Origin of the sequence: Acinetobacter seifertii (assembly GCF_000368065.1) — a bacterium.
Classification (GTDB): Bacteria; Pseudomonadota; Gammaproteobacteria; order Pseudomonadales; family Moraxellaceae; genus Acinetobacter; species Acinetobacter seifertii.
The window spans coordinates 79287-96286 of record NZ_KB851203.1 but is presented as its reverse complement, the minus strand read 5'-3'; the positions used below and the strand labels follow the sequence as shown (position 1 = coordinate 96286).

Genomic DNA, 17000 nt, shown 5'->3' with positions numbered 1-17000 from the left:
ATCATTTCAAGTTGAACTTATAAAAAATATGCCCCTATTGCATATAACGAACCCAACAAGAGGCAAATGAAAGAACTTATATACCAAAATAGATCACTATTCCCACTAAATCTAGCCTTTAACCACGGAAATGCCAAACCACGCAAAATAAATATAATCGCAACGAGAGAAATAATAATTTTTTCAACTGGCAAACTGATAAAGCCACTTGCTGCACAAAAAGCATAAAAAGAAAAAATACAAAGAATAAAACCAACCGAAATTGCCATAAAATTCGGATACCAATCACCTCTTTCAACCATCTGGACAATACTTTTTCCAGCCCCTAAAAACCGAAAACCATTTGCTCCCCAGAACACACAAATAAAATGAAGTAATGCAGCGCAGAATGTTAATATCGCAGCAAGATATAGTGAGACGTTCGGAAGTAAGTTCATTAGATTTTATAGTAGTAAATATATATGAGACTTATTATACTCAACTATAAAATATATAAAACTTATTAATAGTTAAAATGAGATTTAGCTTGATATTTAAAATATTAAATACCAAGCACAGATCATCTAATTATTTGCTCTCAAACTCTTTAAAATCAGCTTTTCTGATTTTTGCGTGAATACCTTTAGTTTTATCTACAACTTGTGAAACTTCAAAATCTGTTGCAGCACTTAAATACGCATATGCTGTCGCTTCATCAATACCATATTCTTGGTTTAAGAAACGGATGGCTTCACGTGTAGATTTCCTCATTGCTTCATCTAGATCTTCATCAAGTCCCGGCGTAATCCAAAACTCAGCATTTTCAGCTAAAGGTTGTTTTAGCTCTTTGCCCGGTATTTTGTCTTTACCCGCTTTAAGCAAGGTAAATTTTAGTGTTGCACGTGCTGAAGCTTCGAGTGCAGTTAATGCGACTTCACCATCCCCTTGCGCGAAATGGCTATCACCCGTATAGAATAATGCGCCTTTGACCTGAACAGGATAATAGGCTGTTGAACCTGCACCTAGTTCATTAATATCAATATTTCCGCCATACATTGCGGGTGGTACAGAGTGAACAGGCTCAGACGTATTGGCTGCTACCCCCATAATTCCCATAAAAGGATACAGCGGGAAACGTATTGATTTACCCGATTCTGTTTTTAATACACCTTCGTACTCACCTTTAGCATTTTTTTCAATTGGGGTGAAAATCGATACATTTCCATAGCATTCAGGATGCTCAGCCGATGCATTTTCTTGCTTTACTTTCTTAGGAAACTCACCCACTAAAGCACCTTTACCATGTCGATTTGAAATAACACCGTAAGGTACACGCGGCTCAACTTTAAGTACTTCAACTTTTAAAATATCGCCGGGCTGTGCGCCTTCAATTGCAACAGGACCTGTCACAATATGTGGCCCATCTTTATGAAAATCATGCTTTAAATTTGACTGGGTAATTGTTTTTGCTTCTTCCAATATTTCATTAGATTTTACACCTTTCGATTTAAAGAACTTTTCAGCATTACGCCCTTGGTCTTCAAGCAAACCTTCATGAGAAACCGTATCAAACGTTACAACACTACCCGACGGAACAGTAAGCACAGGTTTAGCATCTCGATTTGGTAAATATCCCCATGTAATCGTATTTAAAGTAGAAGGAACATAATAATTACCTTTATATTCTCCAGTTTGAATTTGAGTAGGCTGTTTTGAAATTTGGTTTAAAACTTTAAAATCATCTGCATGAGTGAGTGAAATGCAAAATACAGATAAAACCGAAGCTGTCAGCTGTTTAACATTTAACATGATTTCAGAACCTAAATATAGAAAGTTAGAGTAAAGTCCTGAATAATTAGCAAACATTATGCCAAAGCTAATTTTTTATAATATGTAAAAGGAACTTAATGTTTATAAAAAAATAAATAATTTTTTAGATTTAAATACTTATCTTCAAATAAAATTAAAAGTACGACTTAAGTCTAAACCAAATATCTATTTTCGTTTTTATTTACGAACGTTAAATATTCTTGATCATTTCAATCATACATATATATGTCTAGTGCATATAATGTCCTAATTTAGACCATTAATAATATTATTTCAAAATAATATAAACAAGAACATAATAATATATTATATTTTTACATCACTTAAATTTAAAAACCCTGAATAACTTTATTCAGGGTTCATATTTTATATAAGTTATATAGCTTATTAAACTGTATGCCCCATACGTTCGCCCATCACAACAACAGACTCAGCTTTAAAACGCTTTTCCCACTCGACCTTATCTTTTTCAAATAAGATAACCGCAGTAGAACCTAAATAAAAACGGCCAAGCTCAGCACCTTTTTCTAGCTTTAACTGATGATGTTGTAATTCGATACGACCTGAAGGCTTTACCTTGCCTGTTGCTACAGTTTCAATACCAGCAACAATCATAGCGCCGACTAAAACAACAGCCATACGTCCAAGTTCAGTATCAAACAAACACACCATGCGTTCATTACGGGCAAATAATCCCGGTACATTTTCAGCAGTCACCTGATTTACTGAAAATAGCTCACCCGGTACATACAACGTTTCAGTTAATGTACCTGCAAATGGCATATGAACACGGTGATAGTCGCGTGGTGAGAGGTAAACTGTTGCAAACTCACCTTCTTGGAAAGGTTGAGCAAGTTGTGGGTCGCCAATGAGTTTCTCTACAGAGAAGCTTTGGCCTTTTGCCTGAAAAACTTCGCCAGCAGTAATTTTACCAATTTGTGAAATAGCGCCATCTGCTGGTGAAACAATGCTATCTGCATTTTCGTCGACCAAACGTACGCCATCTTTTAAAGCACGGGTAAAAAAGTCATTAAAAGATTTATATTTCAGTGCATTGCCTTGTTCAGCAATCGATAAATCAATCCCATACTTAGTTTTAAATGCTTGAATAACAGCAGTTTTTATAACTGGATTTTCACTCGCAGCAACTTTACCCACTACACGGCTCAATTGATGTTGAGGAACAAGATTTTGTGCCTTAATAAATAATTCTTTTTTTAATCGAGATGTGAAACTCACGACGGTGATTCTCCAGTAATAATAGGACTATCGAGGCGATTGCCCCATTCACTCCACGCACCATCATAGGCTTTTGCTTCCCAACCCAAAAGTCTAGCCAAAATGTAGGCCAAACCGGAACGGTGATGTGACTGGCAGTACACGACTACAGGTTGCTGTAAATCGAACCCAAGTTGTTCAAGGCGCTGCCGCGTGCGTTCAAGCGGATGCAATTTTAGATGATTTTGACGATTAAGTGCAGTACTCCACTCAAAATGAAGGGCATTTGGAATGTGACCACCGCGTCGCGCTGCTAAACGGATACCACTATATTCATCAATTGTTCTACAGTCCCATAACTGAATACTTTCTTGCTCGACTTGCTTTCTTAGTTCCTCATAGTTCACTCGGTACTGAGTAGCATGCGATAAATCAATTTGAATTAAATCGGTAACAGGAGAAACTTTTTCGACTTCTGCCGTTGTGGGTAAGCCTGCTCCTAACCATGCATGAATACCACCATTAATTAAACTGGTACGCGTAAATCCTAAGCAATGTAAATTCCAGATTAAACGCCCAGCCCATGCCCCACCTTCATCGTCATAGACCACAACGTGATGATTTGGTGAAATATTCAATTTTTCAATCAGCGCTTGTAAGCCAGATTCATCAGGCAAGATGCCAGTGGCTTCTTCATGTTGAGCCACCAACCATTTAGGTTGTAAATGAATTGCATGTGGAATATGAAGTTGCTCATAAACAGATGCACGGCTTAAATCCACAATACGGATATATTCATTGCCTAAATAAGGCACTAACTCTTCAGCTTCTATGAGTAAATCAAGTTTAAAATCAGGAGGGGTCATCGTCATGGTTACTTTTTATACCAGCTTAATTTCATCTTAGCATAAGCTTATATCTATCAAACTCTGATTTTCTGCTACCATTTAGCAAAAAATCAGATATAAACATTCTTAAGCGCCAAGTCTTTGCCAAGTCGTCAAACGACATTGTCATTAAACAGCTTCATCAAGCTCTTCAATTTGGAAAACCTGACGCAAATAGGCCAAGAACGTATCGTTGTCGGTCATGGTCTTTCCTGGACTATCCGAAATTTTAGCAACCGACTGACCGTTGCACTCAACCAGTTTCAACACAATATTGAGCGCTGTTTGTCCCATATCATTGGTCAAATTGGTTCCAATACCGAAACTCACCTGAAAACGATCTTTAAAGTATTGGTGAAGCTCCCATGCCTTTGGCAAATTGAGTCCATCACTAAAGGTGAGCATTTTGGTTTTAGTATCAATTTTTAACTTACGATAATGCGCGTAGGCTTTATCGCCCCACTCATATGGGTCACCACTGTCGTGACGTAAGCCATCAAATAGTTTAGCGAAATACAGGTCAAAATCTCTTAGGAAAGCATCCATTCCAACAACGTCAGTCAAAGCAATTCCTAAGTCTCCACGGTACTCTTGTACCCATGTTTCTAAAGCAGCTTTTTGAAAGTCACGTAAGCGCACATCAAGGGCCTGAAACGCTTGTAGGAATTCGTGCGCCATGGTTCCAATTGGCGTGATATTTAATTCTTTAGCCAGTAAGACATTACTTGTACCACGGAACACATGTGGGACACTTTTATGAAATGCAGCCACCACATGTTTTTGCCATTCAAAGCTATAGCGACGGCGAGTACCAAAGTCGGAAACTAAAAATGGAGGATCATTCGGTTGTTGAGATTTTTCGTATTGCTGAATTAATTCGAGTTTTGCTTTTAAACGGCGTTCGCCCTCGGCCCAAACTTCATCTGTTCGAATGCGGCTAAAATATAACTCGTTTACAATCGCCAGCACAAAAATCTCGAACATCATGGCCTGAACCATTGGCCCCTCAATACGAATATCTAGACGGCCTTCGGCATCTATACTGGCTTGAATAAAACGACGTTTGAGTTGGAATAATTCTAAATAATCGACAAAATCACTTTTAATAAAACGCAATTTTCTTAAGTATTGCAATTCGTCTTCTTTATATTTGAGATTACATAAATGGTCGAGTTGCTCATTTAAGTCATCCAAAATATCCACTAATGGATAAACCGTATCTTCTAAGTTTCTGCAACGAAAATGATAGACGCTATGAGTTTGCGGAAATTTGTGCAAAACCACTTGTAGCATCGTAAATTTGTACAAGTCTGTATCAAGTAAAGAATGGATAATTGGAGACATAGTCAATGATTATTCGCTTGCTTCTTTGCATTAAAGCATATTTTTATAGATGAATTATGGGCTTTTATACCATTGTTGCAGCTCCATGAAATTTCCTTTTAAAAATCATTTAAATTAATTTCTGCTAAACTGCATCAATTCAAACAATTGCAGAAACTCTCTCTAACAATGCGCGCTTTAATACAACGAGTTCTTGAAGCTAAAGTGGTCGTAGACGGTGAAACGACCGGCGAAATCCAGCATGGCTTATTGGTTTTTTTAGGAATAGGCCGAGATGATACCTTCGCCATGGGTCAGAAGCTTATCGATAAAATTTTGAAATATCGTATTTTTGATGATGAGCAAGGCAAAATGGGCTGGAACGTCTCTCAGGCAAATGGTGGGATTCTGCTTGTTTCTCAATTCACCCTGATGGCTCAAACCCAAAAAGGTTTACGTCCCGACTTTGGTCCAGCCATGCCACCTAGCGATGCAAAAGCACTCTATGAACAGTTGGTTGAATATACCCGTTCACAGTTTCAAGAAGTTCAAACAGGCATTTTTGCAGCCGACATGAAAGTACATCTCATAAATGATGGGCCAGTCACTTTCAATCTGGAAGTTGAAGCATAAATATAAAAAAACTCCCGATTGGGAGTTTTTTTATTAGATCTTAACGACCAGTTTTTTCTTTAATAAAAGCACGTGCCTGACGTACTTTCTCTTTTACTGGTTTTGGTAATTTTGGTGGAATGAGTTTAGCTGCTTGGTTAAACCAAACAAGCAAGCTGAAATCGCCTTCCATTTTAATGCTACCGTTTTGCATACCTGTCATAAATGCAGTTGGATCGCCTTTTAATAATGTTTTTACACCTTGTTCACTATCTGCAAATTGCAAAATAAAGTCAGCTTTTTCAGGTGAACCCGCGACTGTGTCGATGTGACCATGGTTAATAATAATTTGGCGAGCAACACCTAAGTCAGTACCAATTTGAATACGGAATGCACGGTCATGAACTAGTTCAATAAACTTAGGACTTGTACGTGCCAACTGTTTCATACGAAGTGCCAAACCTGCTACCAATAAATCTAACGGGTCTGTACTAACATCAACAAGTGGTAACTTAACTACAGGTATAGAAGAAAGTTTCATGAACATTCACGCCTATTGTATTTTTATGAAAATCTTGGGGCAAAACTCGACAAGGGCTTCCCTTTGACTGTTTTGTGCATCGACTGATGATATTCTAATTGGCAACGCAATCTATATATGAAACGTCAACAGACCACGCTATCGTAGCATAACTGGCTATTTTTTAATAAATGCTTTGTATAATAAAAATCATGTTTTCGTAAATAAAAAAGGCATGCTGTGCATACCTTTTTAGCGTTAGATAATACTTTAATTATCGGCTAGAACATTGCTGTTGGTCATCTTCATATACTGGCGTATGTTCTATATATTGGCGATTTGCCAAAGCCTTTTGTGCCTGTTTATCCTCACGTAATAAAACAAATGTGACCATTACCATCGCTAGACTTAGTGCAGTTAAATAACTATATGTGACTGGCATTTCAAAAGTGACTTGAACTCCAAAACGGACCACTTCCAATAGCCCCCAAAAAAACATCCCTGCAAGCATAAAACCAAGCCAACGACGGTAAGGAGAAAAGAAAACAGCAACAAGCGCGACAGCAATTAAGCTGAATCCGGCGATAGCGGCAAAATTCGCTGTTACCATAGAAACCTCCGTCTTAATGAAAACGTCTAAAAACATTCGGTCTGATCTTCAGACCTCATTCCAAAAACAACTTTAATTCATGATTTGTGTTGAAGCTTAGAAAGCATTATGGATGTTTTTTTTTAGAAAAAAAGACCTGTTATTTGTCGATGCGACACACTTTGTCGCAACATTCTTTTGTCATTACATTTTTCTAAATTTCAAAAAGTTCTACGTCCTATATGGCATCAATTCTGGCGTGTCATTACAAAAAACTATGCTGTTTTTTTACCTGAAAATAAGTTTTTTTCAGTTTTTTTTATTGCCTTTTTTCTGTGCATAATTTTGTCATAACTTGCTTGTTTTTATGACTATTCTGCATAAAAAAAGCGCTACTCTTGAGCAGCGCTTAATGATTGTTCAGTATTATTTAAGCACGGTTCAAATCTTTGTCATGCATACCGAGTAAATACAGTACACCATCTAAACCAACGCTTGAAATCGCCTGATTCGCATTTTGGCGAACAAGCGGTTTAGCGCGATACGCTACGCCAAGTCCTGCAATCGCAAGCATTGGTAAATCATTTGCGCCATCACCGACAGCCATTGCCTGCTCTAATGAAATATCAAGTTTGTTGGCAAGCTCACGTAATAATTCAGCTTTACGTGCGCCATCAACAATTACACCTTTTACTTCACCAGTTACAACGCCATCTTGTACGTCTAAAACGTTGGCATGAACTTCATCAATACCTAATTTACCTTGTAAATATTCAGCAAAGTATTGGAAACCGCCAGATAAAATAGCCGTTTTATATCCAAGTGCTTTTAACGTTGAAATAAGGCGTTCTGCACCTTCGGTAATGGTTAAACGCTCAGCAATTTTAGGTAAAACAGCAGCATCAAGCCCTTTTAATAATGCAACACGGGCGCGGAAGCTTTGCTGGAAATCAAGTTCGCCTTGCATTGCTCTTTCAGTAATTTCAGCAACTTGTGCGCCTACCCCTGCTTCAATCGCTAATTCATCAATCACTTCTTGCTCAATTAAGGTTGAGTCCATATCGAAGCACACTAAACGGCGGTTACGTCGATAAGCGTTGTCTTCTTGAACAGCAACATCAATATTTAATTCGCTTGAAAGAAGTAAACATGCAGCACGCATTGCTTGTGCATCTAAAGTTGGACCACTGCTTAAACCAAACTGTACACAAGCGCGACGAGGCAATGTACTGTCCTTTTCAATGTCTACACGACCTGATAAACGAGTTACAGTTTCGATGTTAAAGCCTTGGCTAGACACAATTTGTGTAACGGCTTGTAAGTGTGCAGCAGTAAGCTCTGGTGCCAAAGCCGTGACGATATAACGGGTTCGCCCACCTTCACTTACCCATTGATCGTATTCTGCGCCCGAGATTGGTTTAAAGCGCACTGTTAAGCCAATATCATGTGCTAAAATCAAAATCTCTTTCATTGCCAACGCTGTCGCAGTTTCATTATCTGAAGCGACCACGATGCCCAATGTCAGTTGATTATGAATAACGGCCTGACCTACATCCAGTATTTGCAATGAATGTACGGATAGTACTTGCATTAATCGGGTAAACTGGTTTGGTTGGTCCGGTCCTAAAAAGGATATAAGAATGATTTCTCGCATGAATTGACTCTAGTCTGAGTGACAACTATTGTAAGAATCATAATCGAATTTCAATATAATTGCCTTGGAAGTTTAACTTGATTGCGCCTAGACAAGGGCTATTTGCTAGCCTACTGATCATTAGTTTTGCATTGCATACCTTTTTATTGGTGATTGCAACGACACACCAGCTCAATGAAAACCGTGCGAGCCAAGGTCAGCTCATGACCAGCCAACTCGTAGCAGACAGCTTATCTGAGCTTGAACCTGCCAATACGGTATCTTTGGCTCTTATTGCCAATCGCTATGCGACCAATCCAAGTGTGGCATCTATTCGCATTCTTGATGCCAATAAACAAGTCCTAGCGACAAGCGGCATGTCAAAAACTCGCGAAGGTGAAGTTTTTGTTCGTGATGCTCTTCAAAACGAGAAGAAAGTCGGTTCTATTGAAATTACGCTTATTCAACCAAGTATTGGCGAAATCCTTCGTACCCAATGGCTGGCGATTTTAGCTTCGTTATTCTTACATGTTTTATTATGGCTTGCTTATCGTGCCATCGCTCGTCCAACCCGTAGTGAATACCTAGCACGTATTAACGAAGAAAATCGTTTAAAACATGAGATTCAAGAGTTAACTCAAGCTCTCGCGCTTGAAAAACAAAATACAGTAACTTTGGTTGCACAAGCTCAGCAACAAGCTAAAGCGAAACCACTTGTTCGCCCACAACCAGAAAAAAGCACAGAATCTACAAACCAAGATAGTTTGGCACTCAACATTCAGTTTTATGACCCTAAACAGTTATTAAGTAGTGTTAACCAGTCTGTTTCTATACCTTATTTTAAACTTTGCCAGCTCTTCTTAAATAAAAGTATCGAGCTATGCACAAAGCATTATCATTTAAAGACTACAGATATTGAGGTCGTAGATGAGTTTCATGCAGAAGGCTCAACACTCGCAATCTCAACTTCACATTCACACGCGGTAGAATGCCTGCTCATGGTGGGAACAGTTTTCCAATTACTGTCAGACGTTTTATATAAACGTTACCGTGAAGATAAACGCTTTGCACTACAAACGCGTAGTGCTGTGTGTCATGCCGTAGAAGCAATGCAAATTGATGCCAAAGAAGCAGCTCAGCGTTTAGCACAACATCTGCATGCTAAAGAGTCTGCGCTTTATCTAGATAATGATCAGCTTAAAGCAATTCAAGACAGTTATCAGCTTGTTGCAATGCCAAACCCGAGCAATATTATGACTCGTCATGCATTTATGATTAATGGTATGAATGCTGAATGTGCAGAGCTTGCCCAAAATATTCGAACTGAAATTTTGATGGGCAAAAAGTCAATTCCACAAAATGATAGCCCGAGCAGTGCAGCATCTTAAAAGTCATTATGCGCATTCAAACCTAGCCTAAAGGCTAGGTTTTTTTATTTAAATTCATGGTATTTATAATCAAGAATTTTATTTTCTTATGCTTTATTGAGATAAGTAAATCCAGATCTATTATGTTGAGTTGTAAATTTGGATAAATCAGAATCATAGGCAAAATTCTTTAAACAGCGTAAACTATGCAAAATTTATTAAATAGAAATTGTCTTACGACAAAAAAAAGGTGAAAGCGAATGCCGCTGAGTCGTGTTGAAGATCTTGTCGCCGATATTCGTGCAGGCAAAATGGTTATTTTGATGGATGACGAAGATCGCGAAAATGAAGGTGATCTTGTCATGGCAGCAACGCATGTGCGTCCTGAAGATATCAACTTCATGATTACCCATGCACGTGGTCTAGTTTGCCTAACGTTAAGCCGTGAGCGCTGTAAACAGTTAAATCTACCTTTGATGGTTGATCAAAACGGCGCTCAGCACAGCACAAACTTTACGTTATCAATCGAAGCTGCCGAAGGTATTACAACAGGTATTTCAGCAGCAGAGCGTGCGCATACAATTCAAACAGCTGTCGCAGCGCATGCAAAACCAAGCGATATCGTACAGCCGGGTCATATTTTCCCACTCATGGCTCAACCAGGTGGTGTTTTACACCGTGCAGGTCATACCGAAGCAGGCTGTGATTTAACACGTTTAGCAGGTCTTGAACCAGCTTCAGTCATTTGTGAAATCATCAATGAAGATGGCACAATGGCACGTCGTGCAGATTTAGAAATTTTTGCTGAGAAGCATGGTTTAAAAATTGGTACAATTGCCGACCTAATTCACTACCGTATGACCAATGAGCAAACGGTTGAACGTTTGGATCAAAAAACCATTCAAACTGAATATGGTGCATTTGAACTTTACCGTTATCGTGAGATCGGTAATCCGGACATTCATTTGGCTTTGGTTAAAGGCGAGCCAAATGAAGGTGTTACAACAGTACGTGTTCATGGTTTCAGTCCAATTCGCGATTTGCTTAAGCTCAATAAAGCTGATGGTGAACCTGCGTGGAATCTAGACCGTGCACTACAGACAATTGCAGCGAGTGATCGCGGTGTTTTAGTATGGATCGGCCAAGATCATTTGCAAGACTTGGGACCAGCGTTGGATGATTTAAATAAGCCAAAACCGGTGAAATCCAATGCAGCACTTTCACATCAATATCAAACGATTGGTGTCGGTGCTCAAATTTTGCGTGATTTAGGTGTTGAAAAAATGAAGCTTCTTAGCTCACCATTACGTTTCAATGCTTTATCTGGCTTTAATTTAGAAGTAGTGGAATATATCACTGCTGATCAAATCACAACGAAATAATCGAGGTTGCTATGGCAATTCGCCGTATTGAAGGTTTATTACATCTCGCAAGCGAAGGTCGTTATGCGATTTTAGTGGGTCGTTTTAACAGCTTTGTTGTTGAACACTTATTAGAAGGCGCGATCGACACATTAAAACGTCATGGCGTAAATGAAGATAACATTACTGTTATTCATGCTCCTGGCGCATGGGAACTCCCGATCGTTGCTAAAAAATTAGCTACATCAAACCAGTTTGATGCGATTATTGCACTTGGTGCAGTAATTCGTGGCAGCACACCACACTTTGACTTTGTTGCTGGTGAATGTGCGAAAGGTTTAGGTGTAGTCGCGTTAGAAAGCAGCTTGCCTGTTATCAATGGTGTATTAACTACTGACAGCATCGAGCAAGCAATCGAACGCTCAGGTACAAAAGCAGGAAACAAAGGTAGCGAAGCTGCTTTAACTGCAATTGAAATGGTTAATTTATTAAAGGCAATTTAAAGCATGTCTCAAACACTGCAAGCCGCTTATGCAGCAAAACGCAAAGCACGTCGTTTTGCTGTACAAGGTATTTATGAGTGGCAAATGAGTCACAACCCTGTACATGAAATTGAAGCGCGTACACGTGCGGAAAATGCAATGCACAAGGTCGACTTAGGCTATTATCACGAACTACTGACTCAAGTCATTGCTCAACGTGAAGAACTTGATGCATTACTTATTCCGGTACTTGACCGGGAACTTAGTGCACTTGATGGCGTGGAACTTGCGACTTTACGTTTAGGTGCTTACGAGTTACGTGATCATTTAGAAATTCCATACCGTGTGGTACTTGATGAAGCAATCGAGCTCGCTAAGCATTTTGGCGGAGCAGACAGTCATAAGTACATCAATGGTGTATTAGACCGTCTGAGTTCGACACTGCGTAGCGCAGAAAAACAGCAAGCAGATTAATTAATAGGCTTGATGTTCTATGGCTGAGTTTTCAATTATTGACCAATATTTTAATCGACAATCAAATTCAGATGTCGCACTTGGTATCGGTGATGACTCAGCCTTAATTACTCCCCCTCCAAATCAACAATTAGTGATCTGTGCAGATACACTGGTTGCTGGCCGTCATTTCCCTCTAGACACCTCCCCTCATGCTATTGGTTGGAAAAGCGTTGCTGTAAATCTTTCAGATATTGCTGCAATGGGTGCTAAACCCCACAGTATTTTACTTGCAATCAGCTTACCTCAAGTTGACCATGAGTGGCTTGAAGGTTTTAGTCAGGGAATCTACGACTGTTGTAATCAGTTCGGTGTTGCCTTAATTGGTGGAGATACCACCCAAGGTCCTCATCTCACCATTACCGTTACCGCAATGGGCTGGATAGAAACCGGCAAAGCCGTGTTACGTTCAGGCGCAAAAGTCGGTGATTATGTTTGTGTAAGTGGTCAGGTGGGTGATGCAGCTTACGGTCTTCAGCATTTGGGACATCCGCTGCAGCAAAGACTCGATTATCCGACACCACGTTGTCAGCTTGGGCAAGAGCTTAAAGGACTTGCCTCTAGCATGATTGATGTTTCAGATGGTTTAGCACAAGATTTAGGACATATTTTAAAAGCATCTAAGGTTGGAGCACGACTTGCCTTAGAAAAATTACCTGTTGACCCAGTATTGCAACAATTAAAAGAACAACAACGTTGGCAATATGCACTTGCAGGTGGTGATGACTACGAATTATGTTTTACAATAACACCGCAAAATTATGGAAAACTTTTGCAAAAACAACTGGACGTTAAGATTACAATGATTGGACAGATCGTTGAACAAACAAAACTAACTTTTGAGCATTTGGGTTCAGATTACCCGCTGCAAATTCATGGATACCAACACTTTGCATAAACCGCCGATTCATTTTAAGAACATGTCTTGGTTCAACCGCTGCATCGTTTTCTGTGGGGTTGGTTTTGGATCTGGTCTCGCCCCTAAAGCACCGGGTACTTTTGGCTCTGCTTTTGCCTTACTTTTTATTCCTATTTGGCTATCTCTCGGATTTAACTTAAGTTTAATCGCTATTATCATCATGTCTTTGGTGGGTATTTATATTTGCGGTCAAACAGCAAAGGTTATAGACGTACACGATGATGGTCGAATTGTGTGGGACGAATTTGCAGGTCAATCTATTACTCTCCTGCCTTTAATATTTTTTAATATAATGTCGTTACAATGGGCACTAATTGGTTTTTGCTTATTCCGCCTGTTTGATGTTTGGAAACCTTGGCCAATCCGTGTGGCTGACCAGAAAGTTGCTGGCGGCTTCGGAATTATGCTGGACGACATCATTGCAGGGCTTTGGGCGGCACTATGTATCATCATATTTATTACTTTCTGGGGCGTAACGCCATTTAAGTAGGTTTACTCATGTCAACTACCGTCATTATCCTTGCTGCAGGCAAAGGAACGCGAATGCGTTCTCAACTACCTAAAGTATTACAGCCTTTAGCTGGCCGCCCGCTACTAGGACATGTTATTAAAACAGCAAAACAACTATTAGCAGAAAATATCATTACCATTTATGGACACGGCGGCGATCACGTAAAGCAAACGTTTGCACAAGAAAATATTCAATGGGTTGAACAAGCAGAACAGTTAGGTACAGGTCATGCAGTAAAAATGACTTTACCAGTACTTCCTAAAGAAGGCGTTTCACTCATTTTGTCAGGCGATGTGCCATGTATTAGTGCGACTACTTTACAAAAATTATTAGATGCATCAGTTCAGACAGGAATTGGCTTAGTGACGCTCACTGTCGATGATGCAACAGGTTATGGTCGTATTGTTCGCCAAAACGGAAAAATTCAAGCGATTGTTGAACATAAAGATGCAACTGAAGAACAGCGTCAAATTAAAGAATTTAATACCGGTATTTACTGTGTTAGTAACGCAAAGCTTCATGAATGGTTGCCTAAACTGTCAAATGACAATGCGCAAGGCGAATACTATTTAACTGACATCGTTGCGATGGCAATTGCAGATGGCTTAGAAGTTGCCTCAGTTGAGCCAGAGCTGGCTTTTGAAGTTGAAGGTGTGAATAACCGTTTACAACTTGCTGCACTTGAACGTGAATTTCAACAACAGCAAGCAAAAGAGCTGATGCAAGAAGGTGTCACTTTTGCAGATCCTGCCCGTTTTGATTTACGTGGTTCAGTGAAAGTTGGACATGATGTTCGCATTGATGTGAATGTCATTATTGAAGGTGACTGTGAACTCGGTGACTTTGTAGAGATTGGTGCTGGCTGTATTTTGAAAAATACAAAAATTGCCGCAGGAACCAAAGTTCAGGCTTATAGCGTTTTTGATGGTGCAATTGTTGGTGAAAATACCCAAATTGGTCCATTTGCACGCTTACGCCCAGGCGCTAAATTGGCGAACGAAGTACACATTGGTAACTTCGTTGAAGTCAAAAACACAACCATTGGTCTTGGTAGTAAAGCTAACCACTTCACCTACTTAGGTGATGCCGAGATCGGTGCTGACTCAAATATTGGGGCAGGTACAATTACCTGCAATTATGATGGTGCAAATAAACACAAAACCACTATTGGCGATGCAGTGTTTATCGGTTCTAATAGCTCGCTGGTTGCGCCTGTGACTATTGGAAATGGAGCAACAGTCGGTGCGGGTTCTGTGATTACGAAAGATGTAGCTGAACAAAGTCTCTCCTTTGAACGTGCTCAACAAATTTCTAAGGCAAATTATCAACGTCCCCAAAAGCGTGAAAAATAAGAGGATTGAATTATGTGTGGTATCGTCGGAGGCGTTGCAGAACGTTGTGTAACTGAGATTTTAATCGAAGGTTTAAAACGTCTTGAATATCGCGGTTATGATTCAGCAGGCGTTGCTGTACTGAATAATGAAGAAGTTTTACGTGAGCGTCGTGTAGGTAAGGTGATTAATCTTGCCGATGCAGTTGCTGATCAGCAGCTCACTGGGGTAGTTGGTATTGCTCATACACGTTGGGCAACACATGGTAAGCCAACTGAAAATAATGCTCACCCGCACATGTCGGGTAAAGTGGCAGTCGTTCACAACGGTATTATCGAAAACTATCAAGAGCTTAAAGATGACCTTCAAGCTCTAGGATATGTATTTACTTCTCAAACAGATACAGAAGTTGTCGCTCACTTAGTTGCAGAAGCGCTAAAAAGCACTGACAGCTTACTTGAAGCAGTACAATCTGTTGTTCCTCAGCTTAAAGGTGCATACGCACTGGGTATTATCCATAGCGATTACCCAGATGAGTTAATCACTGTACGCGAAGGTTCACCACTGGTGATTGGTGTAGGTATTGGTGAAAACTTTATTAGTTCAGACCAACTTGCACTGTTACCTGTAACTAACCGTTTTATGTATTTAGAAGAAGGTGATATTGCTCGCCTGACTCGTACTTCAATTGAAGTATTTGCAAACGGTGAACCTGTTGAACGTCCAGTGAAAGAGCTTGACGCAACAGTAAGCAATGCTTCAAAAGGTGAATACAAGCACTACATGCTCAAAGAAATTTATGAGCAACCAGAAGCAATCAAACAAACGATTTCTCAAGCACTTGACGGCAACAGCTTACGCGAAGACTTCTTGCAAAATGCTGAAGCAGACTTTAGCAAAGTTCAAAGCGTACAAATTATTGCATGTGGTACAAGCTATCACTCAGGCATGATCGCGAAATATTGGTTTGAACAACTGATTGGTGTGCCTTGCCAAGTTGAAATCGCAAGTGAATTCCGCTACCGCTCACCTGTAATTGTTGAAAATACGCTTTATGTCTGTATTTCTCAATCAGGTGAAACAGCCGATACTTTAGCTGCATTACGTGAAACTCAAAAACGTGCTAAAGCAAACAAGCTCAGCATTCAGACTCTAACTATTTGTAACGTTGCGACGTCTTCAATGGTTCGTGAAACTGATCACCACTTATTGACCCTTGCTGGGCCTGAAATTGGTGTTGCATCAACGAAAGCGTTCACGACTCAGCTTGCTGCACTTATGCTACTCGTCTTAAAAATTGGACAAGTAAAACAGCGTATTAGCAATGTCATGATTGAAGAGATTGCTCGCGAATTGTGGCACAGCCCGAAAGTCATTCTTGATACGCTTAAGAATGATGCTGAAATTTTACGTTTATCAGAATTGTTTGTTGAAAAACAACACTGTTTATTCTTAGGCCGCGGCACACACTATCCAATCGCTTTGGAAGGTGCATTAAAGCTTAAAGAAATTTCATATATTCACGCAGAAGGTTATGCGGCTGGTGAGTTAAAACATGGCCCATTGGCACTTGTTGATAACGAAATGCCAATCGTGATTCTTGCGCCAAATGACGAAATGCTTGATAAGCTTAAGTCGAATATGGAAGAAGTTCAGGCGCGTGGTGGTGAATTATTCGTTTTCGCTGATGAAAATAGCGGCGTAGTCGAAAAAGAACGTCAACACGTTGTACAAATTCCAGCAGTAAACGAATGGCTTGCTCCAATCATTTATAGCGTACCAGTTCAGTTGTTGTCTTATCACGTTGCTGTATTACGTGGTACAGACGTTGACCAGCCACGTAACTTGGCTAAGTCAGTAACTGTAGAGTAATAATCAGACACGCTATCTATATGCGTGTGTTTAGACAATATAGTTTTAAACTG

17 protein-coding genes are annotated in these 17000 nt (G+C 39.8%); 9 read left to right on the top strand and 8 right to left on the bottom strand.

Annotated elements, in window-relative coordinates; genetic code table 11:
• Positions 1–17: 17 nt before the first annotated feature.
• From F985_RS20505 to pncB, 5 genes are all read right to left on the bottom strand, one after another.
• A complete protein-coding gene (locus tag F985_RS20505) occupies positions 18–437 on the bottom strand; it encodes a hypothetical protein (protein WP_004704834.1) in 420 nt (139 codons plus the stop codon).
• Positions 438–567: 130 nt separating this feature from the next.
• Entirely contained in the window at positions 568–1788 is a 1221-nt protein-coding gene (locus F985_RS20500) for an acetamidase/formamidase family protein (protein WP_025469222.1), read from the bottom strand.
• Between the two features lie 408 nt (positions 1789–2196).
• Positions 2197–3048, bottom strand: a complete 852-nt coding sequence (gene asd / locus F985_RS20495; protein WP_004704831.1) for an archaetidylserine decarboxylase — start codon at positions 3046–3048, stop codon at positions 2197–2199.
• A complete protein-coding gene (locus F985_RS20490; protein ID WP_004704828.1) occupies positions 3045–3893 on the bottom strand; it encodes a sulfurtransferase in 849 nt (282 codons plus the stop codon). Before F985_RS20490 ends, asd begins: the two co-directional genes overlap by 4 nt.
• A 150-nt stretch (positions 3894–4043) precedes the next feature.
• The gene (gene pncB, locus F985_RS20485; protein ID WP_004704827.1) at positions 4044–5258 is read right to left on the bottom strand and encodes a nicotinate phosphoribosyltransferase; all 1215 of its coding nucleotides are present in this window, start codon (positions 5256–5258) and stop codon (positions 4044–4046) included.
• Between the two features lie 168 nt (positions 5259–5426).
• On the opposite strand from pncB, the gene dtd reads away from it, so the two are divergent.
• Positions 5427–5870, top strand: a complete 444-nt coding sequence (gene dtd, locus F985_RS20480) for a D-aminoacyl-tRNA deacylase (RefSeq protein ID WP_004704823.1) — start codon at positions 5427–5429, stop codon at positions 5868–5870.
• Positions 5871–5910: 40 nt separating this feature from the next.
• On the opposite strand, the gene F985_RS20475 is transcribed toward dtd, so the two are convergent.
• The 3 genes from F985_RS20475 to serB form a co-directional block, all read right to left on the bottom strand.
• Positions 5911–6390 carry a hypothetical protein gene (locus F985_RS20475; RefSeq protein ID WP_019458571.1) on the bottom strand — a complete coding sequence of 160 codons (480 nt, stop codon included), beginning with the start codon at positions 6388–6390 and terminating at the stop codon, positions 5911–5913.
• A 253-nt stretch (positions 6391–6643) separates the two neighbouring features.
• A complete protein-coding gene (aciT, locus tag F985_RS20470) occupies positions 6644–6979 on the bottom strand; it encodes a ciprofloxacin tolerance protein AciT (RefSeq protein WP_004704819.1) in 336 nt (111 codons plus the stop codon).
• 409 nt (positions 6980–7388) lie between these two features.
• On the bottom strand, positions 7389–8612 hold the full coding sequence (serB, locus tag F985_RS20465) for a phosphoserine phosphatase SerB (RefSeq protein ID WP_004704817.1): 1224 nt from the start codon (positions 8610–8612) through the stop codon (positions 7389–7391).
• A 59-nt stretch (positions 8613–8671) separates the two neighbouring features.
• On the opposite strand from serB, the gene F985_RS20460 reads away from it, so the two are divergent.
• The 8 genes from F985_RS20460 (at position 8672) to glmS (ending at position 16947) form a co-directional block, all read left to right on the top strand.
• Positions 8672–9979: a hypothetical protein gene (locus F985_RS20460; protein WP_081401403.1), complete on the top strand. Its 1308-nt coding sequence runs from the start codon at positions 8672–8674 to the stop codon at positions 9977–9979.
• Between the two features lie 239 nt (positions 9980–10218).
• Positions 10219–11340, top strand: a complete 1122-nt coding sequence (ribBA, locus tag F985_RS20455; protein WP_004704813.1) for a bifunctional 3,4-dihydroxy-2-butanone-4-phosphate synthase/GTP cyclohydrolase II — start codon at positions 10219–10221, stop codon at positions 11338–11340.
• 11 nt (positions 11341–11351) lie between these two features.
• On the top strand, positions 11352–11822 hold the full coding sequence (ribH, locus tag F985_RS20450; protein ID WP_001007829.1) for a 6,7-dimethyl-8-ribityllumazine synthase: 471 nt from the start codon (positions 11352–11354) through the stop codon (positions 11820–11822).
• Positions 11823–11825: 3 nt separating this feature from the next.
• Positions 11826–12275 carry a transcription antitermination factor NusB gene (gene nusB, locus F985_RS20445; RefSeq protein WP_004704812.1) on the top strand — a complete coding sequence of 150 codons (450 nt, stop codon included), beginning with the start codon at positions 11826–11828 and terminating at the stop codon, positions 12273–12275.
• A gap of 19 nt (positions 12276–12294) precedes the next feature.
• Complete coding sequence (gene thiL, locus F985_RS20440; RefSeq protein WP_004704810.1) at positions 12295–13212, top strand: thiamine-phosphate kinase; 918 nt, start codon at positions 12295–12297, stop codon at positions 13210–13212.
• Complete coding sequence (locus tag F985_RS20435) at positions 13190–13723, top strand: phosphatidylglycerophosphatase A family protein (RefSeq protein ID WP_000380679.1); 534 nt, start codon at positions 13190–13192, stop codon at positions 13721–13723. The genes thiL and F985_RS20435 overlap by 23 nt, the downstream gene beginning before the upstream one ends.
• 8 nt (positions 13724–13731) lie before the next feature.
• Complete coding sequence (gene glmU / locus F985_RS20430) at positions 13732–15096, top strand: bifunctional UDP-N-acetylglucosamine diphosphorylase/glucosamine-1-phosphate N-acetyltransferase GlmU (protein WP_004704807.1); 1365 nt, start codon at positions 13732–13734, stop codon at positions 15094–15096.
• A gap of 12 nt (positions 15097–15108) precedes the next feature.
• Positions 15109–16947: a glutamine--fructose-6-phosphate transaminase (isomerizing) gene (gene glmS, locus F985_RS20425; RefSeq protein WP_004704805.1), complete on the top strand. Its 1839-nt coding sequence runs from the start codon at positions 15109–15111 to the stop codon at positions 16945–16947.
• The last annotated feature ends 53 nt before the right edge of the window (positions 16948–17000 follow it).

Bases quoted from the DNA above. Each gene is read 5' to 3' on its own strand.
- pncB (WP_004704827.1), bottom strand. From the start codon at position 5,258: ATGTCTCCAATTATCCATTCTTTACTTGATACAGACTTGTACAAATTT.
- F985_RS20500 (WP_025469222.1), bottom strand. From the start codon at position 1,788: ATGTTAAATGTTAAACAGCTGACAGCTTCGGTTTTATCTGTATTTTGC.
- F985_RS20475 (WP_019458571.1), bottom strand. From the start codon at position 6,390: ATGAAACTTTCTTCTATACCTGTAGTTAAGTTACCACTTGTTGATGTT.
- ribBA (WP_004704813.1), top strand. From the start codon at position 10,219: ATGCCGCTGAGTCGTGTTGAAGATCTTGTCGCCGATATTCGTGCAGGC.
- thiL (WP_004704810.1), top strand. From the start codon at position 12,295: ATGGCTGAGTTTTCAATTATTGACCAATATTTTAATCGACAATCAAAT.
- F985_RS20505 (WP_004704834.1), bottom strand. From the start codon at position 437: ATGAACTTACTTCCGAACGTCTCACTATATCTTGCTGCGATATTAACA.
- nusB (WP_004704812.1), top strand. From the start codon at position 11,826: ATGTCTCAAACACTGCAAGCCGCTTATGCAGCAAAACGCAAAGCACGT.
- ribH (WP_001007829.1), top strand. From the start codon at position 11,352: ATGGCAATTCGCCGTATTGAAGGTTTATTACATCTCGCAAGCGAAGGT.
- aciT (WP_004704819.1), bottom strand. From the start codon at position 6,979: ATGGTAACAGCGAATTTTGCCGCTATCGCCGGATTCAGCTTAATTGCT.
- F985_RS20435 (WP_000380679.1), top strand. From the start codon at position 13,190: ATGGATACCAACACTTTGCATAAACCGCCGATTCATTTTAAGAACATG.
- glmU (WP_004704807.1), top strand. From the start codon at position 13,732: ATGTCAACTACCGTCATTATCCTTGCTGCAGGCAAAGGAACGCGAATG.
- serB (WP_004704817.1), bottom strand. From the start codon at position 8,612: ATGCGAGAAATCATTCTTATATCCTTTTTAGGACCGGACCAACCAAAC.
- glmS (WP_004704805.1), top strand. From the start codon at position 15,109: ATGTGTGGTATCGTCGGAGGCGTTGCAGAACGTTGTGTAACTGAGATT.
- dtd (WP_004704823.1), top strand. From the start codon at position 5,427: ATGCGCGCTTTAATACAACGAGTTCTTGAAGCTAAAGTGGTCGTAGAC.
- F985_RS20490 (WP_004704828.1), bottom strand. From the start codon at position 3,893: ATGACCCCTCCTGATTTTAAACTTGATTTACTCATAGAAGCTGAAGAG.